Annotated in this window: 21 protein-coding genes; 19 read left to right on the plus strand and 2 right to left on the minus strand. The window is 68.7% G+C overall.

From position 1 onward, the window contains the following. The first annotated feature begins 5 nt into the window (after nucleotides 1–5). The 5 genes from ABD210_RS10010 to ABD210_RS10030 are packed head-to-tail and all read left to right on the plus strand — an operon-like array spanning nucleotide 6 to nucleotide 5,230. Nucleotides 6–1,079, plus strand: a complete 1,074-nt coding sequence (locus ABD210_RS10010; protein WP_344110733.1) for an MSMEG_0568 family radical SAM protein — start codon at nucleotides 6–8, stop codon at nucleotides 1,077–1,079. Next, complete coding sequence (locus ABD210_RS10015) at nucleotides 1,076–2,503, plus strand: MSMEG_0567/sll0787 family protein (protein WP_344110734.1); 1,428 nt, start codon at nucleotides 1,076–1,078, stop codon at nucleotides 2,501–2,503. The genes ABD210_RS10010 and ABD210_RS10015 overlap by 4 nt, the downstream gene beginning before the upstream one ends. Further along, nucleotides 2,500–3,339, plus strand: a complete 840-nt coding sequence (locus tag ABD210_RS10020) for a carbon-nitrogen hydrolase family protein (RefSeq protein ID WP_344110735.1) — start codon at nucleotides 2,500–2,502, stop codon at nucleotides 3,337–3,339. Before ABD210_RS10015 ends, ABD210_RS10020 begins: the two co-directional genes overlap by 4 nt. After that, nucleotides 3,330–4,148: a carbon-nitrogen hydrolase family protein gene (locus ABD210_RS10025; RefSeq protein ID WP_344110736.1), complete on the plus strand. Its 819-nt coding sequence runs from the start codon at nucleotides 3,330–3,332 to the stop codon at nucleotides 4,146–4,148. The genes ABD210_RS10020 and ABD210_RS10025 overlap by 10 nt, the downstream gene beginning before the upstream one ends. After that, entirely contained in the window at nucleotides 4,148–5,230 is a 1,083-nt protein-coding gene (locus tag ABD210_RS10030; RefSeq protein WP_344110737.1) for an MSMEG_0565 family glycosyltransferase, read from the plus strand. The genes ABD210_RS10025 and ABD210_RS10030 overlap by 1 nt, the downstream gene beginning before the upstream one ends. Here ABD210_RS10030 and ABD210_RS10035 read toward each other — a convergent pair. Beyond that, entirely contained in the window at nucleotides 5,223–6,845 is a 1,623-nt protein-coding gene (locus ABD210_RS10035; protein WP_344110738.1) for an AMP-binding protein, read from the minus strand. The genes ABD210_RS10030 and ABD210_RS10035 overlap by 8 nt on opposite strands. Nucleotides 6,846–6,943: 98 nt before the next feature. Here ABD210_RS10035 and ABD210_RS10040 point away from each other — a divergent pair, with 98 nt between their 5' ends. The 12 genes from ABD210_RS10040 to ABD210_RS10095 all read left to right on the plus strand — a co-directional run bounded on the left by ABD210_RS10040 (nucleotide 6,944) and on the right by ABD210_RS10095 (nucleotide 20,182). Further along, on the plus strand, nucleotides 6,944–7,459 hold the full coding sequence (locus ABD210_RS10040; protein WP_344110740.1) for a histidine phosphatase family protein: 516 nt from the start codon (nucleotides 6,944–6,946) through the stop codon (nucleotides 7,457–7,459). Between the two features lie 167 nt (nucleotides 7,460–7,626). Continuing rightward, the gene (locus tag ABD210_RS10045; RefSeq protein ID WP_344110741.1) at nucleotides 7,627–9,093 is read left to right on the plus strand and encodes a restriction endonuclease; all 1,467 of its coding nucleotides are present in this window, start codon (nucleotides 7,627–7,629) and stop codon (nucleotides 9,091–9,093) included. Nucleotides 9,094–9,134: 41 nt separating this feature from the next. Beyond that, on the plus strand, nucleotides 9,135–9,752 hold the full coding sequence (locus ABD210_RS10050) for an SIMPL domain-containing protein (RefSeq protein WP_344110742.1): 618 nt from the start codon (nucleotides 9,135–9,137) through the stop codon (nucleotides 9,750–9,752). A 107-nt stretch (nucleotides 9,753–9,859) separates the two neighbouring features. Further along, nucleotides 9,860–10,630, plus strand: coding sequence for a hypothetical protein (locus tag ABD210_RS10055; protein ID WP_344110743.1), 771 nt, complete (start codon nucleotides 9,860–9,862; stop codon nucleotides 10,628–10,630). Nucleotides 10,631–10,736: 106 nt separating this feature from the next. Beyond that, nucleotides 10,737–11,972: an Nramp family divalent metal transporter gene (locus ABD210_RS10060; protein WP_344110744.1), complete on the plus strand. Its 1,236-nt coding sequence runs from the start codon at nucleotides 10,737–10,739 to the stop codon at nucleotides 11,970–11,972. Between the two features lie 7 nt (nucleotides 11,973–11,979). Then, nucleotides 11,980–12,771, plus strand: a complete 792-nt coding sequence (locus tag ABD210_RS10065) for a metallophosphoesterase (RefSeq protein WP_344110745.1) — start codon at nucleotides 11,980–11,982, stop codon at nucleotides 12,769–12,771. A gap of 73 nt (nucleotides 12,772–12,844) precedes the next feature. After that, on the plus strand, nucleotides 12,845–13,225 hold the full coding sequence (locus ABD210_RS10070; protein WP_344110746.1) for a DUF427 domain-containing protein: 381 nt from the start codon (nucleotides 12,845–12,847) through the stop codon (nucleotides 13,223–13,225). Between the two features lie 136 nt (nucleotides 13,226–13,361). Continuing rightward, nucleotides 13,362–13,913, plus strand: coding sequence for an AAA family ATPase (locus ABD210_RS10075; protein WP_344110747.1), 552 nt, complete (start codon nucleotides 13,362–13,364; stop codon nucleotides 13,911–13,913). 84 nt (nucleotides 13,914–13,997) lie between these two features. Next, nucleotides 13,998–16,286 carry a helicase-associated domain-containing protein gene (locus ABD210_RS10080; RefSeq protein WP_344110749.1) on the plus strand — a complete coding sequence of 763 codons (2,289 nt, stop codon included), beginning with the start codon at nucleotides 13,998–14,000 and terminating at the stop codon, nucleotides 16,284–16,286. 193 nt (nucleotides 16,287–16,479) lie between these two features. After that, nucleotides 16,480–18,120, plus strand: coding sequence for a DNA repair helicase XPB (locus ABD210_RS10085; protein ID WP_344110750.1), 1,641 nt, complete (start codon nucleotides 16,480–16,482; stop codon nucleotides 18,118–18,120). 316 nt (nucleotides 18,121–18,436) lie between these two features. After that, nucleotides 18,437–19,585, plus strand: coding sequence for a zinc-dependent alcohol dehydrogenase (locus ABD210_RS10090; RefSeq protein ID WP_344110752.1), 1,149 nt, complete (start codon nucleotides 18,437–18,439; stop codon nucleotides 19,583–19,585). A gap of 18 nt (nucleotides 19,586–19,603) precedes the next feature. Further along, nucleotides 19,604–20,182 carry a hypothetical protein gene (locus tag ABD210_RS10095; RefSeq protein WP_344110753.1) on the plus strand — a complete coding sequence of 193 codons (579 nt, stop codon included), beginning with the start codon at nucleotides 19,604–19,606 and terminating at the stop codon, nucleotides 20,180–20,182. Between the two features lie 5 nt (nucleotides 20,183–20,187). Here ABD210_RS10095 and ABD210_RS10100 read toward each other — a convergent pair whose 3' ends face one another. Continuing rightward, nucleotides 20,188–20,745 carry a nucleotidyltransferase family protein gene (locus tag ABD210_RS10100; RefSeq protein ID WP_344110754.1) on the minus strand — a complete coding sequence of 186 codons (558 nt, stop codon included), beginning with the start codon at nucleotides 20,743–20,745 and terminating at the stop codon, nucleotides 20,188–20,190. Nucleotides 20,746–21,027: 282 nt separating this feature from the next. Here ABD210_RS10100 and ABD210_RS10105 point away from each other — a divergent pair, with 282 nt between their 5' ends. Next, nucleotides 21,028–21,747, plus strand: coding sequence for a phosphatase PAP2 family protein (locus ABD210_RS10105; RefSeq protein ID WP_344110755.1), 720 nt, complete (start codon nucleotides 21,028–21,030; stop codon nucleotides 21,745–21,747). 47 nt (nucleotides 21,748–21,794) lie between these two features. Further along, on the plus strand, nucleotides 21,795–23,804 hold the full coding sequence (locus ABD210_RS10110) for a HelD family protein (protein ID WP_344110756.1): 2,010 nt from the start codon (nucleotides 21,795–21,797) through the stop codon (nucleotides 23,802–23,804). Nucleotides 23,805–23,900: the final 96 nt, after the last annotated feature.

A 23,900-nucleotide genomic window follows, 5' to 3' on the forward strand; every position in this document is an offset into this window, starting at 1 on the left:
TCGCCATGAGCGTTGGCACCGAGGAATCGAGGCTGTCCGCCCGGGCGGAGATGGCCGTGTACGGCGTTCAGGTGGACGCACCCGTCCGCCGCAGCAAGGGCGCCGGCCCGAGCGACGACGGGCACCTGGTCGTCGACGGTGCCAACGCCACCCTCCCGATCGTTGCCGACAGCCCCTACCAGGTCCGGGACGGCGCGGTCTTCCGCAACGGGCTGAACCTGGGGTTGTCGGTCGAGCCCGTCCGCCGGCCGAAGTTCTACGACCTGGTCACCGCGGACGGGGTGCCCTACCAGCAGATCGCATTACTGCACGGCAAGGACGTGCTGGCTACGACTGTCGTGCAGACCTGCATCCGGTACGAAGAGTCGACCCGCTGCAGGTTCTGCTCGATCGAGGAGTCACTGCGTGCGGGCGCCACGGTGGCGGCCAAGACGCCGGCCCAGCTGGCGGAGGTCGCCGAGGCGGCGGTCCGGCTGGACGGCGTCACCCAGATGGTGATGACCACGGGCACCACCACCGGCAAGGACCGGGGCGCGCGCAACCTGGTCCGTTGCGTTCGGGCCGTCCTGGAAGCCGTGCCGGGACTCCCGATCCAGGTCCAGATCGAACCACCCGGCGAGCTGTCCGTCATCAGCGATCTGTACGCCGCGGGCGCGACCTCGATCGGCATCCACGTCGAGTCGATGGACGACGAGGTACGCCGCCGGTGGATGCCGGGGAAATCGACCGTCACCATGGCCGAGTACGAAGAGGCCTGGGACGAGGCGGTCCGGGTGTTCGGCCGCAACCGGGTGTCGACGTACTTGCTCATCGGCATGGGCGAGGACCCCGACGAACTGGTCGCCGGGGCCGCGAGATTGATCGACCGGGGCGTCTACCCGTTCGTGGTACCGCTGCGGCCGATGCTCGGGACGTTGGCCCGGGCGGACGGTGTCACACCGCCTGACCCGCAGGTGGTTCGCGACGTCACGGCCAGGGTCGCGGAGTTGCTGGCCGCGGCAGAGATGCGTGGTGCGGATCAGGGCGCGGGTTGTGCCGCCTGCGGCGCGTGCAGCCTGTTGTCGGCAGCCGGCTCATGAGCATCCAGGTGGTGAGCAGCGGATTCGCGAGCAGTCCGGCGATTCCGCTGCAGCTCACAGGCGTGCGCAGGGCGGCGGATGTCGAGGCCCTGCTGGGTGATCCGTTGCCCGAGGCAGCTTCGTTCCTGATCGAGGAAGCGGAGGACGCGGCGACGATCAGCGCGTACCGCGAGCTTCGACGACAAGCTTTCGTCGAGAGGCAAGGCTTGTTCGACCGCACTGATCTGGACGACCGGGACGAGGACCCGCGGACCGTAGTACTGGTCGCGAGAACTGCTGACGGACAGGTCATCGGTGGCGTGCGGCTTGGACCTGCGACGGACGGGCCGGACATCGGTTGGTGGCAGGGAGGTCGGCTGGTGGCCGGCGAGGGATCCGGCGCGGCCTTGGTCCGCGCGGCCTGCGCGAGGGCCGAGGCAGCGGGTGCGTTGCGGTTCGACGCGACTGTCCAGACCGGGACGCACCGGTTCTTCCAGCGACTCGGCTGGCAGACGGTTCGGCCGGTCACCGTCGCCGGGACCGAGCATGTGCTGATGCACTGGCCGATCGGCCGCATCGCCCAGCTCGCCGCGGCGACGAAGAGCGACCTGGGCCCATTGCTGCAAGGGATCGGGCCTGCCGGTTTCATCGGCGACGACGGCGCTCCCGTGCCGGGCAGCGATCTCGTGGCGGCTTGCGACGCGATCGTGCCGTCGCTGGTCGAGCGTGACCCCGAATGGGCCGGCTGGTGTTCGGTCCTCGTGAATGTGAACGACCTGGCCGCCATGGGCGCAGTACCGGTCGGACTGTTGGATGCGATCGGCGCGCGTGATCGGTCGTTCGCGTCGCGCATCATGAGCGGATTGCGCCAGGCCGCCACGGCGTACGGCGTACCGGTGCTGGGCGGGCACACCCAGTTCGGCGTACCGGCGGCGTTGAGCGTCACGGCGCTCGGGCGCACCGAGCATCCGGTGCCGGGCGGCGGTGGAAGGCCCGGCCAGCAGGTGCGACTGACAGCTGACATCGGTGGCTCCTGGCGCCCTGGTTACGCCGGGAGGCAGTGGGACTCGACGAGCAGTCGAGGTACCGCCGAGCTGCAGACCATGCTCGCGTCGGTCGGCAAGGCGAGACCGGCTGCGGCGAAGGACGTGTCGATGGCCGGAGTGGTCGGCACGCTCGGGATGCTCGCGGAGGCGAGCGGCTGCGCTGCAGTGCTCGACGTGGCCGCAGTTCCGAAGCCCGCGGCGGCCTCGATGGGCGACTGGCTCACCTGCTTCCCAGGCTTCGCGATGCTCACTACCGGAACACAGGAACTCTCGGCTGGTCCCGCTCACAGTGCTGTGTGCGGCGAGTTGGAAATCGGACAAGGCGTGCGGCTGCGTTGGCCGGACGGCGAGGTCACGGAAGCCCTGGCGGGCGGCGTGACCGGGATGGGAGCAGCATGACGACCTTGCGGATGGCAGCCGTCGCCGCGAACTTCGATCGCGACCTGGAAGGCGACTTCGCCCGGGTGGCCGCGCTGATCGAAAAGGCCCGGGCTGCCGGGGTGAAGCTGCTTGCGTTGCCTGAGGGCGCGCTCGGTGGCTACTTGCTCAGCCTGGACGGTACCGCCGAGCCGCCGCCCGCGTTCGACGTACAAGGTCCCGAGATCGCACGGCTCGCCAAGCTGGCCGGCGACATGGTCGTCACCGCCGGGTACGCCGAGGCCGCGGACGGGTTCATCTACAACAGCGCGGTCTGCGTGAGTGGCGATGGTGTGCTCGGCAACCACCGCAAGGTGCACCAGCCGTTGCAGGAGGACGCGCACTACGCGGCGGGCGACCGGTTCGAGGCCTTCGATACGCCGGTTGGTCGGCTCGGGCTGCTGATCTGTTACGACAAGGCCTTCCCGGAGTCGGCACGGACGCTGGCGATGGACGGGGCCGAGATCATCGCCTGTATCTCTGCGTGGCCCGGCGCCCGGACGAACCCGGATCCTGACCTGGCGAAGGATCGGTGGAAGCGCCGGTTCGATCTGTTCGACCGGGCCCGCGCGCTGGAGAACCAGGTGGTCTGGCTGTCGGCGAACCAGTCCGGGATGTTCGGGTCGATGCGCTTCGTGGCCAGTGCCAAGGTGGTCGATCCCGGCGGCGAGATCCTGGCCGACACCGGCGTCAGCGAAGGGATGGCGATCGCCGAGCTGGACGTGGCGTTGGCGCTCGAGCTGGCGCGGCGGTCGATGGGACACCTGCGCGACCGGCGGCCCGAGACGTATGGGACGCCCGAGCCGGCGTGGGCTTGAAGATCGGGGCGGTCGCTGCCGGCTTCACCCGGGACCTGGAGTTCGACCTGTCCCGGGTGGAGGCGCTGATCCGGCACGGCCGCCGTGAGGAGCTGCAGCTGCTGGTCCTGCCGGACGCGACGCTGGGCGGCTACCTCTCCGACCTCAGCCAGGCAGAGCATGACGATCTGCCGCCGGCGCTGGAGCTGCACGATCCGCTGATCTCCAAGCTGATCGCGATGGCCGGCGAGATGGTCGTCTGCTTCGGGTTCTGCGAGGCCTCGGGTTCTCTTCGCTACAACACGGCCCTGTGCGTCACTGGTGACGGCGTACTGGGCCAGCACCGCAAGGTGCACCAGCCGCCCGGCGAACGCGCGGTCTATGCCGCCGGCGACGGGTTCGCGGCGTTCGACACCCCGGTCGGCCGGCTCGGCATGATGATCGACTACGACAAGACGTTCCCGGAGGCCGCGCGCGCGTTGGCCGTGGACGGCGCCGAGCTGATCGCCTGCCTGAACGCCTGGCCCACCAGCATCACGAACCGGGCGCCCCGGATGAACGAGGACCGCCAGTCGCGGCTGTTCGACCTGTACGACCGGTCCCGCGCGGCCGAGAACCAGGTAGTGCTGGTCTCGTCGAACCTGACCGGCTCGATCGGCGGGATGCGCTTCCTCGGCCAGTCGAAGGTGGTCGGCCCGGGCGGTGACATCGTCGCCCGCACCTGGTCCAAGGCCGGCATCGCGATCGCCGACCTCGACGTACGGGCCGAGATCGACATCGCCCGCCGGGTCCTGCATCATCTCGACGAACGCCGCCCAGAGGCCTACTGATGCGAATCGCTTTGCTGAGCTACTCGACCAAGCCGCGCGGCGGGGTCGTGCACACCCTTGCACTCGCCGAAGCCCTGGCCGCCACGGGTGCCGAGGTGACGGTCTGGTCGCTCGGACGCGGCGGCGACACCGGCTTCTATCGCGAGGTCGACCCGCGCGTCCAGCTGGCCGTCGTACCGTTTCCTGACCAGCCCGGCGAGCAGGTCGGTGAGCGGATCCTGCGCTCGATCGCCGTACTGCGGAACGCCTTCGACGCCGGCGGATACGACATCGTGCACGCGCAGGACTGCATCAGCGCGAACGCGGTCGGCCGCTGCGTCCGGACAGTGCACCATCTCGACACGTTCACCACCCCCGAGCTGGTCGCCTGCCACGAGCGAGCCATCGTCGACCCATACGCCCACATCTGCGTGTCCGCCGCCGTCGCCGCGGAACTCGCCGCCGGGTGGGGAATCGAGGCCAAGGTCATCCCCAACGGCGTCGACTCGGCCCGCTTCCGCGCTGCCGCGGGGGACACGCCGGAGGCCGTCGCCGCGCGGGCCGTCTGGCGTGAGCGCTTCGGCCGGTACGTCGTGACAGTGGGCGGAATCGAACCACGCAAGGGTTCGCTGGACCTGCTCGAGGCGTATGCGTTGCTCCAGGCAACCGATCCCGAGCTACGGCTGGTGATCGCGGGTGGCGAGACGCTCTTCGACTACCGCGACTACCGCGCGGACTGGGACAAGCGCGCTGCCGAGCTAGGGGTCTCACCCGTCGTACTCGGCCCGGTCGCCGACGCGGACCTGCCGTCACTCGTCGCAGCCGCCGAGGTCTTCGCCTTCCCGTCGCTCAAGGAGGGCTTCGGCCTGGCCCCGATGGAGGCCCTCGCCGCCGGGGTCCCCTTGGTGGGGTCCGATCTCCCGGTCCTCCGCGAGGTCTTCCGCGACGCCGCGGCCTACGCGACCGGTCCGGTCGAACTCGCGCAGCGGCTGCGCGAGGCACCTGCCACCGACCGCGCCACGCGAGGCCGTGAGCTCGCCGCGACCTACACCTGGGAAGCCGCCGCGGCCGCGCACCTGGAGTTCTACCGGAACCTCAGCTGAGGCCGAGCAGGCCCAGGGACTTCTCGCGCATCTCGACCTTGCGGATCTTGCCGGTGACGGTCATCGGGAACTCGTCGACCAGCAGGACGTAGCGCGGGATCTTGTAGTGGGCGAGCTTGCCGGTGGCGAACTCCCTGATCTTGGCGGCATCCAGCTCCGCAGCGCCGTCCTTGAGCTTGATCCAGGCGCAGAGCTCCTCGCCGTACTTCTGGTCCGGGACCCCGATCACCTGCACGTCGGCGATGTCGGGATGCGTGTAGAGGAACTCCTCGATCTCTCGCGGATACACGTTCTCGCCGCCGCGGATCACCATGTCCTTGATCCGTCCGACGATGTTCACGTAGCCGTCCTCGCGCATCACCGCCAGGTCGCCGGTGTGCATCCAGCGCGCCCGGTCGATCGCCTCCGCGGTCTTCTCGGGGTCGTCCCAGTAGCCGAGCATCACGGAGTACCCGCGGGTGCAGAGCTCACCGGGTTCACCGCGCGGCACGACCAGCCCGGTGGCCGGGTCGACCAGCTTCACCTCGACGTGCGGCATCACCCGGCCGACGGTCGACGTACGGCGGTCCAGATCGTCGTCGCGGCGGGTCTGCGTCGACACCGGCGAGGTCTCGGTCATGCCGTAACAGATCGCCACCTCAGCCATGTGCATGTCGGCCACACACCGCTTCATCACCTCGACCGGACACGGCGACCCCGCCATCACGCCGGTCCTGAGCGAACTCAGGTCGTACGACGCGAAGTCGGGCAGGCCAAGCTCCGCGATGAACATGGTCGGCACTCCGTACAGTCCGGTGCAGCGCTCATCCTGCACGGCCTGCAAGGTGGCGGCGGGGTCGAAGGCCGGGCCGGGGATCACCATGCACGCGCCGTGCGTAGTACAGCCGAGATTCGCCATCACCATGCCGAAGCAGTGGTAGAACGGCACCGGGATGCAGAGCCGGTCGTCCGGGCCGAACGCGATCGTCTCGGTGACGAAGTACCCGTTGTTCAGGATGTTGTGGTGCGAGAGTGTCGCGCCCTTGGGAAAGCCGGTGGTCCCGGACGTGTACTGGATGTTGATCGGGTCGTCGAAGCTCAGCTCGTTCGCCCTGGCCTCCAGGTCCTCCGGGCCGGTGTGCAGCGCGGCCTCGACGACGGCGCCCCAGTCCGGCGTGCCGATGTAGACCACCTCCTCCAGCGCAGCGCAGTCCGGCCGCACCTCGTCGACCATCTTGCGGTAGTCGCTCGTCTTGAACTCGGTCGCGGAGACCAGCAGCTTCACCCCTGACTGGTTCAGCGCGTAGGACAGCTCATGGGTGCGGTACGCCGGGTTGATGTTGACCAGGATCGCCCCGATCGCTGCCGTCGCGTACTGCGTGATCGTCCACTCCGCACAGTTCGGCGCCCAGATGCCGACCCGATCCCCCTTGCCGATCCCGCGCGACATCAACCCGCGCGCGAACACATCCACCTCGGCGCCGAACTCGTCGTACGTCCACCGCCGCCCGGACGCGACCTCGACCATCGCCTCCCGGTCCCCGTACGCGGCCACCGTCCGTCTGAGGTTCTGCCCGATCGTCTCCCCCAGCAACTCGACCTCGGAAACCCCAGACGCGTAGGAAGGAAGACTCATGAGCTCATCGTGACCCGCGAGTAGGCACTCGACAAGCCCCTTCTATGACCACCTGAGTGGCCATATGTTCGCCCCCAGCCGATTGGTAGTTTCTGCGGGTGCTTGTTCTGGTGCGGCATGCGATGCCGGCGTTCGGGCCGGATGTTCCGGCGCACGAGTGGGTGCTCAGCGACGAGGGGCGCACGGAGGCTGCCGGACTGGTTCCGGTGCTGCCCGCCGGCGCGTTGATCGTTGCGAGCGCGGAGCCGAAGGCGTACCAGACGGTCGAGCCCGCGGGCCCGGTGGTGAGCGACGAGCGGTTCAACGAGGTGCGGCGGGACGGCGAGCCTTGGGAGAGCAACTATCGGGAGTTGCGCCGGGCCTACGTCGAGGGCGAGAACCATCCCGGCTGGGAACCCCGTGCGGCCGTCGCCGAGCGTTTCGACAGTGGGATCAACGACCATCTGACCTCCGGCCGGCCGCTGGTGGTGGCGAGTCACGGGATGGCTATGACGGTCTGGCTGGGTGAACGGATCGGACTGGCCGACCCCGGCGACTTCTGGGCCGGGCTGCGATTCCCCGACGCGCATGCCGTCGATCTGCAACGCCGCACGATCACCCGACTACGGGCCTGACCGGCGCAGGCACACGCTGTTACCGCATTGTGTCGCCGAAACCCTCGAACGTCTGTTCGGAAGTGGGGAAACTTGATGTGGACAGCAGTAAATGTCATGACCAACTCGGCGTCGAGTTCAGTCGCACAGCGTGGTGGTTTGGTTACGCTTGGGGGGAGAGGTGAGGCATGGGCTTTCCGAGCGAGCGGCATGCCCGCAGCGACCGTCCGCCGGGCCGCACCGCCGAGGCGGCACAACGAACCGCTGCGGTGCAGGAGCGTGTCCTGGCACTCCGGGGGCTGCTGGCCGCCGCACTCGCGACCGAGGTCTCCGGCACCGATCTGCAGACGCTGAAGCGGGCCCCACGGCGGGCGCCACCGAGCGTGGCGGAGGCCGATCTCGTCGCTCGTCCTGGCCCGGTCTGGGCGGCCTTCCTGCCGCATCGCCCGGGCCCGTTCGCTCGCTGGTTCGGTGCTGAGCGGCGGTACGCCCGCCGACTCGCCGAGGCGGAAGACCGATTCGCCGAGGCGATCCAACGGCACCGGGCCGCTGAGGAGGCACGCCGCGCACGGATTGCCCGGGCCACCCGTGATCAGGCGGACCAGCAGCGCCGGCTGGATGACGCCACTGCCGAGCAACATGCGCGCATCGACGAATACCAGCGCGCGGTGGAGTCCCGCGACCGGCGGGCGGTCAGCCGGTACTTCCAGAAGGCGCTGGACCGCACGCCCGAACCGTGCGACTTCCCGCGCCGCCGCAGGGCCGGGTATGTCCCCGAGTCCACACTGCTGGCGTTGGAGTGGGACCTACCGGACCTCAGCGTCGTACCGGCAGAGTGGGCGTACCGCTACGACAAGGAACGGGACGCGGTGGTCGCGGTGCCCCGGCCCGAGAAGGAGCTGCGGCTGCTCTACCAGCAACTGGTCGCCCAGTGCGCGCTGCGGGCCTTGCATCTTGTCTTCGGCAACGACCGGTACGGCGTGGTCGACACCGTCGTCTTCAACGGCATGGTGGAGTCGGTCGACCTGGCGACGGGCCGAACCGTGCGGCCCTGCCTGATCACCCTGCGAGCCACACGCGAACAGTTCAAGGCGCTCGTGCTGGAGCAGCTCGATCCGGTCGCCTGCGTCCGGCACTACTTCGCTGCCGAGGTGTCGCGGCACCCGGAGGAGCTACAGCCGGTGGAGCCGGTGCTGGACTTCGACCTGGCCGATCCGCGCACCATCGAGCCGATGGATGTCATCCGTGAGATCGACTCCAGGCCCAACCTGCTCGAGCTCACCCCGGACGAGTTCGAGCATCTCGTGCACAATCTGCTGACCCGGATGGGCCTGGAAACCCGGATCTTCCGCAGTCGCAACGACGGTGGCATCGATTGCGTGGCGTACGACCCGCGGCCGATCACCGGCGGCAAGTTCGTGGTGCAGGCGAAGCTCTACACGCGCACGGTGCCGCCGGCCGCAGTACGGGATCTCTTCGGCACTGTCGTCGACGCGGGCGCCACCAAGGGCATCCTGATCACCACCAGCGGCTTCGGACCGTCCAGCTACCAGTTCGCCAACGGCAAGCCGCTCCAACTCATCGACGGCACCGGCCTGCTGGCTCTCTGCCACCAGCACGACATCCCGGCCCGGATCGTCCCACGCGCCAGCTGACAGACCGATCGGCGATCCCCAGCGGTGACAGACTGGGCCGCATGGATTCTGGGATCACGGTTGCTGGGAGCGGGCAGGTCAGTGCGCCGGCTGATGTTCTGAGGCTGAGCTTGAGCGTCGGGCATGACGCTGCCGATGTCGCGACCGCGGTGGCAGAGGTGGCCGAGCGGACCGATGCGGTGCGGGCCGCGTTGCGTGAGCAGGGCGTCGAGGCAGCCGACATCCAGACCAGCGCGGTGAACGTCTACCCGCAGTACGCCGATTCGATGCGCGTGGCCGGGTATCGCGCCTCGCACTCGCTGACGGTGACCACCAAGGACCTGACCGGCTTCGGGCGATTGCTCAACGCGGCAGTCGGGGCTGTCGGCAACGACCTCGGGCTCGAGCAGTTGCAGTTCGACATCGCCGACAAGCTCCCGCTGCTCGAACGGGCCCGCGAGCTCGCCTTCGCCCAGGCGCGGCAGAAGGCGGATCAACTCGCAGCACTGGCCGGCCAGTCACTCGGCTCCATCGCCGCCGTCAACGAGTCCTTCGGCCACATTCCGATCCGTGAGTTGGCAGCCAAGAGCGTCAGCCTCGGCTTCGACTCAGGAATCGGCGTCACCCCGGGCGACCAGACGGTCGAGCTGTCCCTCGAAGTCCGCTGGTCCTGGGCCTGAGATCCACGGGGCTGCACGGATCGAACCCTTCCTGCCGATACGATGCGGCCCGGGTGTGCCGGGCTCTGGTCGGCGATCACCTGTCACGTCGACCTGAAGGACTTGCCATGGTGAACAAGCGTTCCCTCCTCTCCACCGCCCTCGCCGCAGGCCTGGCGCTGGTGCTCGTCGCCTGCTCGGGCGGATCGGACACAGCCGGGTCCTCCACGCCGAGCGCCACGACCGCGTCGTCCACGCCGCCATCGCCCACCCCCAGTTCGACGCCTTCCGCGACCCCGACGGCCTCCACTCCGGTAGCAGCCAAGCCGCGCACGAAGGCTGAGCTGACCAAGGCACTGCTCGCGCTCACCGACCTGCCGGCCGGCTTCGCGATCGACCCCGACACGTCCGACGACGGATCCCGGCTGACCTCGAAGGAAGCCCGCTGCAAGGGCGTGGTCTCCGTGTTCAACACCCAGACCGCCCCGGGATCGAAGGCGTCGGTGACCCGGCTGTTCTCCGGCGGGCAGCAAGGTCCCTTCGTCCAGGAAACGCTGGACGCGATGGGTTCGCCGCAGGCGGCCACGGCACTGATCTCCCGGACGCGGGCGGCGGTCCGGTCCTGTTCCCAGGCGAAGCTGACCATCCCCGGCGCCGGCACGTCGACGGTCCGGATCAGCGAGCTCTCCGCCCCGACCCAGGGCACCAGTCCGATGGCCGTGCGATTCGCCGCCAGCAGCGGCCCGCTCGCGGGTTTCGAGCTGATCTTCGTGATCACCGGGCTCAGCGACGTCGTCCTCGGCATGAGTTTCGACGCACCGGATGACATGGAGGCGGCCACGGCGGACGCCTACGACAAGGCCGCCAAGGTCCTCGGCACGACCAAGACCGGCACCTGACCCGGGCGGGATTCCGCCCGGGGATTCCACCCTGTACGACGGGCGGATCCTGTCTCAAAATCAGACAGGACATCTATTTGTCGCAATCGTCGGCCACACTTCTCCCATGTACGCACCGGCACCGCTTCGACGACAGCTGAACCGATCAGGTCTGCTGCTGCTCGGGCCTGCCTTCGTGGCCGCTGTCGCGTACGTCGACCCGGGCAACTTCGCCACCAACATCGCGGCCGGCGCGACGTACGGCTATCTGCTCTGCTGGGTCGTGGTCGGCGCCAACCTGATGGCCGTCCTGGTGCAGTATCTGGCGGCCAAGGCGAGCATCGCGACGGGGCGGACGCTGCCGCAACTGTGCCGCGAGCACTTCCGGCGGTCCACCTCGACCGGGTTGTGGGCGCAGGCCGAGCTCGTCGCGGTCGCGACCGACCTGGCCGAGGTGGTCGGTGGCGCGATCGCACTGAACCTGCTGTTCGGGATCCCGCTGCTGCTGGGCGGGGTCATCACCGGCGCTGTCTCGTTCGCTCTGCTGATCTACCAATCGAAGCGGGGACAGCGTCCGTTCGAGGCCGCGATCATCGGACTGCTGGCCGTGGTGCTGGTGGGGTTCGTGGTGTCGACGATCCAATCGCACCCGTCGGGCTCGGGTGTCGTCGGTGGATTGGTGCCGCGCCTGGACGGGACGCAGTCGCTCGTGCTGGCCGCGGGCATGCTCGGCGCGACCGTGATGCCCCACGCGATCTGGCTGCACGGGGCACTCGTCACTGACCGCCACTGGAAGTCCATCCGCTCGGCCTCCGGCAAGCAGCGCGTACTACGGGCCACCCGCCTCGACGTCGCCGTCGCGATGGCACTGGCCGGCGCGGTGAACCTGGCGATGGTCGTGCTGGCTGCTGCCGCGCTGAAGGGCAGCGGGGCCGACTCGCTCGACGCCGCGCATGTCGCGATCGGTGAGCGACTCGGCAGCCTGCCGGCGCTGTTGTTCGCGCTCGCCCTGCTGGCCAGCGGGTTCGCGTCGTCCTCGGTCGGCACCTACGCCGGATCGGTCATCCTGGAAGGCTTCTGGCAGCGTCACGTGCCGCTCGCCTTCCGGCGACTCGTCACGTTGCTGCCCGCACTGATCGTCCTCGCGATCGGGATCGACCCCAGCCGCGCCCTGGTCGTGTCGCAGGTCGTGCTGAGCTTCGGGATCCCCTGCGCGCTCTGGCCGCTGGTCAAGCTGACCGCTTCCCGGCGCGTCATGGGCAACCTTGTCAACCGCTGGCCGACTACTCTCACGGCATGCCTGGTAGCAACCGCCGTCACGGCCCTCAACGTCGTACTGATCGTACTGACGCTGCGAGGGTGACTCGCGCATGACCGCGACCTACGCGGTCAGCGACATTCACGGCCACCCGGAGCGGCTCGCCGACGCCCTGCAGACGGCCGGCCTGACCGACGCCGACGCCAACTGGTCGGGCCAGGACGTCCGGCTCTGGTTCCTCGGCGACTTCTTCGACCGCGGCCCGGACGGGATCGGCGTCCTGGCGCTGGTACGACGGTTGGCCGCGCAGGCGGCGCATTCCACCGGTGAGGTCCGGGTGCTGCTCGGCAACCACGAGATCCTGGCGCTGGGCATGCGGATGTTCGGGGACACCTTCGTGCCGCACGACGGGATCACCCTGCGGAGCTTCGAGCGCAGCTGGGCCCTCAACGGCGGGCAGGACCGGGACCAGGAGCTACTCACCGACGACGATGTCGCCTGGCTCATCGAGCAACCGATGCTCGGACTGGACGCCGACCACCTGCTGATGCACTCCGACACCGAGGAATATCTGGAGTGGGGCGACTCGATCGACGAGATCAACGAGGCCGCCCGCGAGGACCTGCACAGCGGCGACATCAGTGTCTGGTGGGAGGTGTGGCGGCGGATGACGTCGCGGTACGCCTTCCGCGGCGAGCACGGGCCGGCGCTGGCGGCCGAACTGCTGAACCGCCTGGGAGGCCGCAGGATCGTGCACGGCCACAGCATCGTGGCGGACCAGCTCGGCATCGACCCGGAGTACTTGACCGGGCCCTTGCTGTACGCCGACGGGCTGGTCCTCGGCATCGACGGCGGCGTCTTCGACGGCGGCCCGTGCCTGCTGGTCAAACTTCTGCCGGTCTGAGCGGGGAATGCGGGTTCCGGGACCGAGGTTGTTGAAGAGTGAAGAGTCGACCTCGCACGTCTTGGGAGTAGATATGTCTGACAAGCCGGTCAAGATCCCGGGCCCGGATCACCCGATCACGGTCGAGAAGAACCCCGACCGTGTGGTCGTGAAGGTCGCGGGCCAGGTCATCGCGGACAGCCGTGAAGCCCTGTCGTTGCAAGAGGCCAGCTATCCGGCCGTGCAATACATCCCGCGCAAGGACGTGGACCTGACGCAACTGGCGCGCACCGACAACGAGAGCTACTGCCCTTACAAGGGCGATGCCGCCTACTACAGCATCATCCCGGGCGGCGAGAAGACGGTGAACGCGGTCTGGACGTACGAGCAGCCGTACGCCGCTGTCGCCGAGATCCAGGACCACCTCGCCTTCTACCCCGACCGGGTGGACTCCATCGAGATCCTCGCGGACTGAAGGTTCCCGGATCGGGCCGCACACCTGCCGAGGTGGGCGGCCCGATTCGCGTTCCCACCGGCCAGACGTCGAGGCCGCCGAACGATTCTCGATATTGCGCCGGTCACCGGCCCGCAGCGCCGCTATGCTCCCGCGCGTGACCGGAACCGCGGATACTCGGCTGATCGTTCTCCGGGGTAATTCTGGATCGGGCAAGAGCAGCACCGCTCGAGAACTCCGGGCCAAGCTCGGCCGCCGGACCGCATGGATCGAGCAGGACCAGATCCGCCGGGTCCTTTTGTGGGAGCAGGATCGTCCGGCTGCGGCGAACATCGAGCTGATCGGTCTGAACGCTCGCTATGCGCTCGACCACGGGTACGACGTGATCGTGGAGGGAATCATGGACAGCGGTCGCTACGGCGAGATGCTGCGGAAGCTGACGGCGGACCACCTCGGGCTGACGCGGCACTACTACTTCGACATTCCCTTCGAGGAGACCCTGGTCCGCCATGCCACCCGCGAGTTGGCGGCGGTGGTCGGCGCGGACGCGATGAGGTCGTGGTACCAGTCGCGTGACCTGATGACAGGCGTGGATGAGGAGATCATCGACCAGGCGAGCACACTGGCGCAGACCGTCGCGCGGATCCTGGCTGACATCGGCTGGAAGCCCGGCGACACCAGAGAGCTCACCTCACACGCTGTCAGCTGAAATCAAGCACAGGACAAGCGCGGGCACGACAAGAGTTCGGCCGCGAGTCGTTGTGGTTGGACCAGTGGCCGTACCGTTGGAGGGATGAGTAACTCCGAGCGGCCCCGCCCACGCACCCTCGCCGAGGCACTGCGCAGTTGGGACGACGCTGCGCTCGGCGAGCTGCTCCGCAACCGGCCAGACCTCGCGACGCCGATCCCCGCTGACACTAGCCAACTGGCAGCCCGTGCCACCACCAACGCATCCGCTGCGAGGGCCATCAACCGGCTCGACGAGTTCAGCGTCGACCTGTTGGAAGCATTGTCCGCACTGCCCGAACCAGTGGACGTGAAGGCGCTCGCGGCAGGCGTCGACCAGCCAGTGGAGGTCGTCCAGCCGCGCGTGGTCGAACTGCTCGCACTTGCTCTCGTCTGGGGAAACGAGGATGACCTCCGGCCGATCCGTGCGGTCCACGAGCTGTTAGGGCCGACACCGGCCGGCCTCGGCCCGATCACTACTCGTCACTTCGGCGACCTGGACCAGCTGATCGAGGACGCCGGCCCTGAAGCCCGTGAGGTGCTCGCGAGGCTCACCTGGGGACCCCCGACCGGCAGCGTCGAGAAGGCAGAGCGTCCCGTGACGATCGCTTCTGCCAAAACCCCTGTGGAACAACTACTCGCGCGCGGCCTCGTAGTACCGAGGGATGCCAACACAGTCGTCCTGCCGCGGCAGATCGGGTTGCATCTGCGTGGTGGTCGTGTGCTTGCGTCGACCCGGCCCACACCACCGCCGCTTGGCGGCAAGGAGGTGTCGGCTTCGATCGCCGACCGTGCTGCTGCAGGAGCCGCTCTGGAGTTGGTACGCCAGGTCGACCGTGCGCTGGAACAGCTGGGCACGGACCCGCCGCCCGTACTACGCACAGGTGGCATCGGCATCAGGGACCTCCGCAGCCTGGCCACCAAGATCGGCGCGGACGAGCAGACAGCCGGAGCCGTACTGGAGATCGCGTACGCCGCTGGGCTGGTCGCTGCCGTCGAGGTGGGAACCAGCGAACTCTGGTTGCCGACCGGCTCGTACGACGACTGGCTGGAGCTGGACACCGCCCACCGGTGGGGCCAGCTGGTCATCTCGTGGTTCACCGGCCTGCGGGCGATCGGCCTGATCGGCAGGCGGGACAGCAGCGGCGCAACCGCGGCAGCGCGCGAACGCCTGATCAACGCACTCGCGCCCGACCTCGAGCGGCTACTCGCTCCGGAGGTTCGGCAGCTCACCTTGCGGGCTCTCTCCGAAGCAGGCCGGGGCACAGCTCCAGCTGCGGAGTCCGTGGTCACCTGGGTCGCGTGGCACCGCCCGCGCCGCGGTGGTCAGTTCCGGGACGACCTGGTCGAGTGGACCATCACGGAAGCCGCTCTGCTCGGGCTAACCGGGCTCGGCGCTCTCGCCTCGCACGCGATGGTGCTGCTGCAGGAGGAGCCGGTCGCGGATGACCTGGCCCAGGCGATCCAGCCGCTGGTGCCTGCATCTGTCTCTGAGGTGCTCCTGCAGGCTGACCTGACCGCGGTAGCCCCCGGGCCGCTCGTCCGCGCAGTACAGGATGACCTGGCGGCCATGGCCGACGCGGAGTCGCACGGTGGTGGTGGGGTCTACCGGTTCAGCGAGAGTTCGGTACGGCGGGCCTTCGACCTCGGGCGGACCGCGGAGCAGTTGCACGAGTGGTTGGCCGAGCACTCCCGTACTCCGGTGCCGCAGCCGCTCACGTACCTCATCGACGATGTAGCCCGACGCCACGGAGTACTGCGGATCGGTGCGGCGTCGACCTACCTGCGGTGTGACGACGAGTCGGTGCTTACCCAGCTGCTGAGCTCGAACCTGCCGGGTATCCGGTTCCGCCGCCTCGCCGCAACCGTGGTGGTATCGCCGTCGCCGCCCGACATGGTGCTGAGCCGGCTGCGCGAGGCAGGACTGGCCCCGCTGGGCGAGACGTTCGACGGCGTCGTCCACGTGACCAGCGCGGGCAACCGCCGTGGCGAACCGCCGCGCCGCAGAACCAGCAGGGACTTCGTCGACAGCGCGATCGAGCTGACCGAGGACCACGTCAAGGCCGTCATCGAGCGGGTCCGCGCCGGCGATCGGGTAGCCGCCGAACGACCGGCCGAGCACACCTCGGGCGAGGCGACCGCGCCGGCCGAGGTGATCAGCGTGCTCAGCGAGGCCTCCGAGGGCAACACCCGCACCTGGATCTCCTACGTCGACCACAACGGCAACGCCGCCGAGCGAATCGTCGAACCGGTCCGCGTCGCCGACGGCTGGCTGACTGCCTACGACGAAGGCGCCGACCAGCCCCGCACCTACGCCCTCCACCGAATAGCCGCCGCCCGCCCCCTGCCGGACTAGGAACAGCTGCCCCCCGCCGCTCCTTTCGTCGCTGCTCCCACCCCACCCGTGGCTCGCGCCGGCCCGGCGGCAGAACCGCCTGCTCGGGCGTACCAGGCCGTGGCGGGAGTGCTTGTCGTTTGGCGGGTGGAGGCACAATGGAGGGTCGGGCGGACCTCTAAGCCCGAGCTGACTGCTGACAGGAGATCCCGCAGTGACCGACGGACCGTTGATCGTGCAGTCCGACAAGACACTGCTGCTGGAGACCGCCCACCCGGATGCGACCGACTGCCGCAAGGCCATCGCGCCGTTCGCCGAGCTGGAGCGCGCCCCCGAGCACGTGCATACGTACCGCCTCACCCCACTCGGACTGTGGAACGCCCGGGCGGCCGGACATGACGCCGAGCAGGTCATCGACGTACTGCTCCGCTACAGCCGCTACCCCGTTCCGCACTCGCTCTTGGTAGACATCGCGGAGACCCTGGACCGCTACGGGCGGCTGCGGCTGGAGAAGCACCCGGAGCACGGTCTTGTGCTCGTCACCACGGACCGGCCGGTGCTGGAAGAGGTGCTGCGCAGCGCCAAGATCAAACCGCTGCTCGGTCCGCGCATCGACGATGACACCGTGCTCGTCCACCCGTCCGAGCGCGGCCACCTGAAGCAGACGCTGCTGAAGCTGGGCTGGCCCGCCGAGGACCTCGCTGGGTACGTGAACGGCGAGGCGCACAAGATCGAGCTGGTCAAGGACGGCTGGGACCTCCGCCCGTACCAGCAGCAGGCGACCGACGCGTTCTGGCACGGCGGCTCCGGCGTCGTCGTACTGCCGTGTGGCGCGGGCAAGACGATCGTCGGCGCGGCCGCGATGGCGCAGGCATCGGCGACCACCTTGATCCTGGTGACCAACACCGTGTCCGCGCGGCAGTGGAAGGACGAGCTGCTGAAGCGGACCACCCTGACCGAGGACGAGATCGGCGAGTACTCCGGCGCGCGCAAGGAGATCCGCCCGGTCACGATCGCGACGTACCAGGTGATGACGACACGGCGGAAGGGCGTCTACAAGCACCTCGAGCTGCTCGACGCGCGCGACTGGGGCCTGATCGTGTACGACGAGGTGCACCTGCTGCCCGCGCCGATCTTCCGGATGACGGCGGATCTGCAGACCCGGCGACGGATCGGTCTGACCGCGACGCTGGTCCGCGAGGACGGCCGTGAGGGTGACGTGTTCTCGCTGATCGGGCCGAAGCGGTACGACGCGCCCTGGAAGGACATCGAGGCGCAGGGCTGGATCGCGCCGGCGGACTGCATCGAAGTACGGGTTGATCTCGAGCAGACCGAGCGGTTCGTCTATGCCACGGCCGAGCCGGAGGACCGGTACCGGCTGGCGGCATCCACGCCGGCCAAGTCGCGGCTGGTCCGGCAGATCGCCGAGCATCACAAAGGCGAACCGATGCTGGTGATCGGCCAGTACATCGACCAGCTGGACGAGCTCGGCGAGCGGCTGGAATGCCCGGTGATCAAGGGTGAGACCACGGTCAAGGAGCGGCAGCGACTGTTCCAGGCGTTCCGCACCGGCGAAATCAACATGCTGGTGGTCAGCAAGGTCGCGAACTTCTCCATCGACCTGCCGGAGGCGTCGGTCGCGGTCCAGGTGTCGGGCACCTTCGGCTCCCGCCAGGAAGAGGCCCAGCGCCTCGGCCGCGTACTCCGGCCGAAGGGTGACGGCCGGACCGCGCGGTTCTACTCGATCGTCGCCCGCGACACCGTCGACGCCGAGTTCGCCGCCCACCGCCAGCGCTTCCTCGCCGAACAGGGCTACGCCTACACCATCGTCGACGCCGAGAACCTCTTCGCCTGACAGGAATTCAGCCGGCCCGGCCGGGGTACCCAGGCGGCATGAGTCCGATTCAGATCCGGCCCTTGGGCGGCGCGCGCGGGTGTCTGGCGATGATCCTGATCTCGGTCGTCGGCTCCGTGCTCCTGACCGTCGCGCTGAACCTGATACTGCGCTGAGCCCTTCCTGCAGCGGCACTTCGCCAAGGGTCCCGGCCGGCGCGGTGAAGGGCTGAGCGCTGCTCGCGGCCGGATATTTCCCGCGGCCGGCAGGAATCGCAGCGCGGTTCGCGGGTACCTCCCCGGGTCACAGGCAGACCGGGCACGAGGAGGAGGCTCAGATGCGAGCAATGGTGTACCGCGGTCCTTACCGGATCCGTGTCGAGGAGAAGGACATCCCCGAGATCGAGCACCCCAACGACGCGATCGTGAAGGTGACCCAAGCGGCGATCTGCGGGTCGGACCTGCACCTCTACCACGGGATGATGCCGGACACCCGGGTCGGGATGACCTTCGGGCACGAGTTCGTCGGCATCGTCGAGAAGGTCGGGCCGACGGTCGAGCACCTCAAACCCGGCGACAGGGTGATGGTGCCGTTCAACATCTTCTGCGGGACCTGCTACTTCTGCGCCCGCGGGCTCTACTCCAACTGTCACAACGTGAACCCCAACGCCACCGCGGTCGGCGGGATCTACGGCTACTCGCACACCTGCGGCGGCTACGACGGCGGCCAGGGTGAATACGTTCGAGTGCCCTTCGCCGACGTCGGCCCCACCCTCATCCCCGACTGGATGGGGGAAGAGGACGCCGTACTGCTGACCGATGCGTGCCCGACCGGGTACTTCGGGGCCCAGCTCGGCGACATCGTCGAGGGCGACACGGTGGTGGTGTTCGGTGCCGGGCCTGTCGGCCTGTTCGCGGCGAAGTCGTCCTGGCTGATGGGCGCCGGCCGCGTGATCGTGATCGACCACCTGGAGTACCGGCTGGAGAAGGCGCGCACGTTCGCGCAGGCCGAGACGCGGAACTTCACCGAGTACGAGGACATCGTCGTCGAGATGAAGAAGACCACCGACTACCTCGGCGCTGACGTCGTGATCGACGCGGTCGGCGCCGAGGCCGACGGCAACCTGATCCAGCACGTCACCGCCGCCAAGTTGAAGCTGCAGGGCGGCTCGCCGGTGGCGCTCAACTGGGCGATCGACTCGGTTCGCAAGGGCGGCACCGTCTCGGTGATCGGCGCGTACGGCCCGCTGTTCAGCGCGGTCAAGTTCGGCGACGCGATGAACAAGGGCCTCACTCTGCGGATGAACCAGTGCCCGGTGAAGCGGCAGTGGCCGCGGCTGTTCGAGCACGTCCGCAACGGCTACCTCAAGCCCAGCGAGCTGGTCACCCACCGGATCCCGCTCGAGCACATTGCCGAGGGCTACCACATCTTCTCGGCGAAACTCGACGGCTGCATCAAGCCGCTCGTCGTACCGACCGCCGCCTGATCGGAAGGAGCAGGAGCCATGACCTACACGCCGCACAAGCCGAAGACCGCCGAGTCGAGCGAGAAACTCCGAGCCAGCATCCCCGGTTGGGGAGTCGATCTGGACCCGGCGGTCCGGCCGTCGGTGCCGCGGGAGCGGTTCGAGCCGGACCTGACCGGTGCGCACTGGGAGTTCCCGGACCGCCAGCCCGAGAAGTGGCCGCGGGAGAGGTCGATCGAGCACCAGTTCCTCACCCCGGTGTTCGGTACGACGTGCCCGCCGCACGGGCTGTCGGGGGTGCTGCGCAAGTACTCCTACAAGAAGTACAGCGAGGGACGCGCGGCGCACTGGCTGCTACTTCTCGCCGCCGACCGGGTGGACACCCTGGAGAGCACGCTCAAGTCGTTCCTGACCCTGCACCCGGACAACCTCATCACCGAGACCGGCATCCGCAGCGAGCTCTCGCACCACGGGCTCTCGTCGCGGCTGCACCAGAAGCGCGCCGACTTGGTGCACCAGCCGCTCGATCCGATCATCATCGCCGCACCCTGGGTGATCGGAGGGGCGATCATGTTCTCCCTGGTGAAGCGCCTCGCGAGGCGTGGATCTGCCGACTGACCGGATCAGGCAGTGTGTTCGTTGCTGCTGGCAAGATCTTCACACGGGATCAGGGGGCAACCTGCGCGCTTCAGATAGGACCCGGCGCCACGGTCGCCTGTCGCGGCCGCATTCGCGTGCTCCCAGTGCACGCGCCCCATCAACACGGGATGTCCTGCCCGCCCGTCGTAACCGGCCCGAGCCAGGGCCGCGTCGCCGGGACCAGCCGCCGCCACGACCCGCCGTACGACATCAGCTCCGACGTCCGGCATACCCACCAGGTGCACGAGCGCCGCTTCCGCATCGGTCGAGGCTGCCCAACTGAGGCCGCTGCGGAGCGACGCCGACATCCCGAGGGTCCACTCGGGCGACGAGACGATGGTGACGTCCTCATCGGCCAGCAGCGCGGAGACCTCCTCCGCCGCGGCACCGACGACCACGGCGATCGACGCACATCCGCCCTCGCGCATGACCCGGACGGATCGCACCACCCATGAAACCCCGTCGGCATCGCGGACCAGCGCCTTCGGCTGACCTGTCCGCGTCCCGGCTCCGGCTGCGAGCAACACCCCATAAGGCCTCATGGCAACCCAGTGTGACGCACCAGTCATCCCGGAATGCCTGCGGCGGTCACCGAGTTGCGGCTGATAGGGAGTTGCCGACTCAACGGGATGGGGGGTGACGGACCGGTCACGAAGCGTGGCTCGGGGGTTGCCCAGGGCAACATCAGGGTTCAGCCTGGGCCAAACCCGACGCTCCGACCGGTACCGTCGAGGGGTATGGGGACACAGGCACTGGAGCAGGTGGATCTGGTTGGGGATCGGGGGCGCGGCTCTGCTGGACCAGCGCCGGCAGTCTGGCGGGTGGTGCGAGAAGTAGTCCTGCTCGGCACCCTCTTCCTTGTCTACAGCGCAGGCCGTCAGTTCGCCGCGAAGCAAACCGGATCGGCTTACGACCATGCGCGTGAGGTGCTCTCCTGGCAACGCTGGCTGCAGCTGCCCAATGAGGCATCGATCCAGCATGCCGCCTTGCAACTCCCGCACCTGGTAGAGGGATCGAACCTGTACTACGCGTCCGTGCACGCGCCGCTCACCGGCGCAGTACTGCTCTGGTTGTCGATCTGGCGGCCCAAGGCTTATCCCCACGTCCGCTGGACGATGGTCTCCGTCACCGGGCTCGCGCTGATCGGCCACATCGTCTTCCCGCTGGCGCCGCCGCGGATGATGCCGGACTTCGTCGACACCGGGCTGCGGTTCGGCCAGTCGGTCTACGGGCCGGACAACTCCAGCGGCGTGGCGAACCAGTTCGCCGCGATGCCTAGTCTGCACGTCGGCTGGGCGTCCCTGATCGCGCTCGCGATGATCCTGATCACCCGGAGCAAGTGGCGGTGGTTGTGGTTGCTGCACCCGATCATCACGTTCGCGGTGGTGATCATCACAGCGAACCACTACTGGCTGGACGGCATCGTCGTACTGATCCTGCTCGGCATCAGCCTCCCGCTGCTGCTCCGGCCCGGGTTGCACAGCGACAGGCCGGAACCGGTGGTCGCGGATAATTCGGTTTCGCGAGAGCTGGCGCTCAAGTAACGTAGCGGGGCTTCCCCGACCGTCGACCGCTTTGCGGAGGTCCTGTCATGCCCCCTGACGATCCCATCCTCCAATCCGAGCAGGACTACCTCCGTACTTCGCGGGCCGCGCTCGCCGTGATGCGCCAGAAGACCGGTTCGCTGGAGATCGCCAGCGCCGATCCGGTCAACACCGAGTTCCTGAAGGCCGCCATCTGGCGGCGAATGAAGGAACTCGAGGACGACCCCGACGTACCGCTGTTCTTCGGGCGGCTGGACTACCTCGAGCCGACGGAGGAGACCTTCCACATCGGCCGGCGGCACGTCAACGACGAGGCCGGTGAACCGCTGGTGGTGGACTGGCGGGCCGACATCTCGGTGCCGTTCTACCGGGCCAGCCGGACCGAGCCGATGGGCGTCGGGATCCGCCGCCGGTTCGGGTTCACCCATGGCGAGATGACCGCGTTCGAGGACGAGGACCTGACCACCGCGGCGGTCGTCGACGAGCACAGCGACATCCTCGACGCGGAGATCGAGCGGCCGCGATCGGGGCCGATGCGCGACATCGTGGCGACGATCCAGCCCGAGCAGGACGTCATCGTGCGCGCCGGGGTCGAGGACACCATCTGTGTGCAAGGTGCACCCGGGACCGGGAAGACCGCGGTCGGGCTGCACCGCGCGGCGTACCTGCTGTATGCCTATCGGGATCAGCTCAGCCGGGCCGGCGTACTGGTCGTCGGCCCGAACGCGAGCTTCCTGCGGTACATCGGCGACGTGCTCCCCGCGCTGGGCGAGATCGAGGCGAAGCAGACGACCGTCGAGGAGATGGTCGCGCGGGTTCGGATCGCGGGGCCGGGGCCTGCCGCGGTGGACGTGTTGAAGGGCGATGCCCGGATGGCGGAGGTGCTGCACCGGGCCGTGTGGTCGCAGGTGCAGGTGCCCAAGGAGGCCCTCGTCGTACCGCGGGGATCCCACCGCTGGCGGGTCCCGGCGTACGAGGCCGAGGAACTGGTCAACGAGCTCCGCACTCGCGGGATCCGCTTCGGGGCGGGGCGGACGATGTTGCCGCAGCGCCTCGCGCACGCCGTACTGCTGCGGATGGAAGCCGCCGGCGATTCGCCGGACGACCGGGTGCAGGACTCGGTCGCGCGGAGCCGCCCGGTCAAGCAGTACGCCGATGCGCTGTGGCCGGTGGTGGACCCGGCGAAGTTGGTGTTCCGGCTGTTCACGGACGCCGAACTCCTGGCCGAACATGCCGACGGGATCCTGACTCCCGAGGAGCAGGCATTGCTGCTGTGGGACAAGGCGCCGCGCTCGGCGGGAGCCGCGAAGTGGTCTGTCCCTGATGCCACCTTGATCGACGAGGTCGCCGATCTCGTGGATCGCACCCCCAGCCTGGGACACGTAGTACTGGACGAGGCGCAGGACCTGTCGGCGATGCAGCTGAGGGCGGTCGGGCGGCGTTGCTCAACCGGTTCGATGACCATCCTGGGCGACATCGCGCAGGGGACCACGCCGTGGGCGACGCCTTCGTGGGACGACGCGCTCGGGCACCTGGGGAAGACGGGCGCGCATACCGAAGAGCTGACCGCGGGGTTCCGCGTGCCTGGGCAGGTGATCGAGTACGCCGCGCGCCTGCTGCCGCAGATCGCGCCGCACCTGACGCCGCCGACCGCAGTACGACGGGCTCGTGGTGAGCTGGCGATCACCCGGGTCCCGGACAGCCTGGTGGCTGCCGTGGAGACAGTCGCCGACGTGCTCGACAGGCCGGGGTCGATCGGCCTGATCGTGCCGGACGCGCTGGTCCCCGCAGCCCGGAAAGCCTTGCAGGACAAGGGATTGAGCTTCGCCATCCTTGGTGACGAGGACGACGTCGAGGCTCACGTGGACGTCGTGCCGGCCGGGCTGGCGAAGGGCCTCGAGTTCGACCACGTAGTACTGGTCGAACCAGCCGGCATCGTCTCAGGCGAAGCCGACGAACGCACCGGCCTGCGCCGCCTCTACGTCTGCCTGACCCGAGCCGTCACCTCCCTCGCCATCCTCCACACCCTCGACCTCCCAGGCGTGCTCACCGACTAGAAGCCGCTGCCAATTCACGCCGTCCAGACGCATTGCGCCTCCACCACCACAACCCCAGGCGCGCACGACTGCCCTAGCCGGGTGCCACCGCTCCGA

Origin of the sequence: Kribbella alba (assembly GCF_039529635.1) — a bacterium.
GTDB classification, from domain to species: Bacteria; Actinomycetota; Actinomycetes; order Propionibacteriales; family Kribbellaceae; genus Kribbella; species Kribbella alba.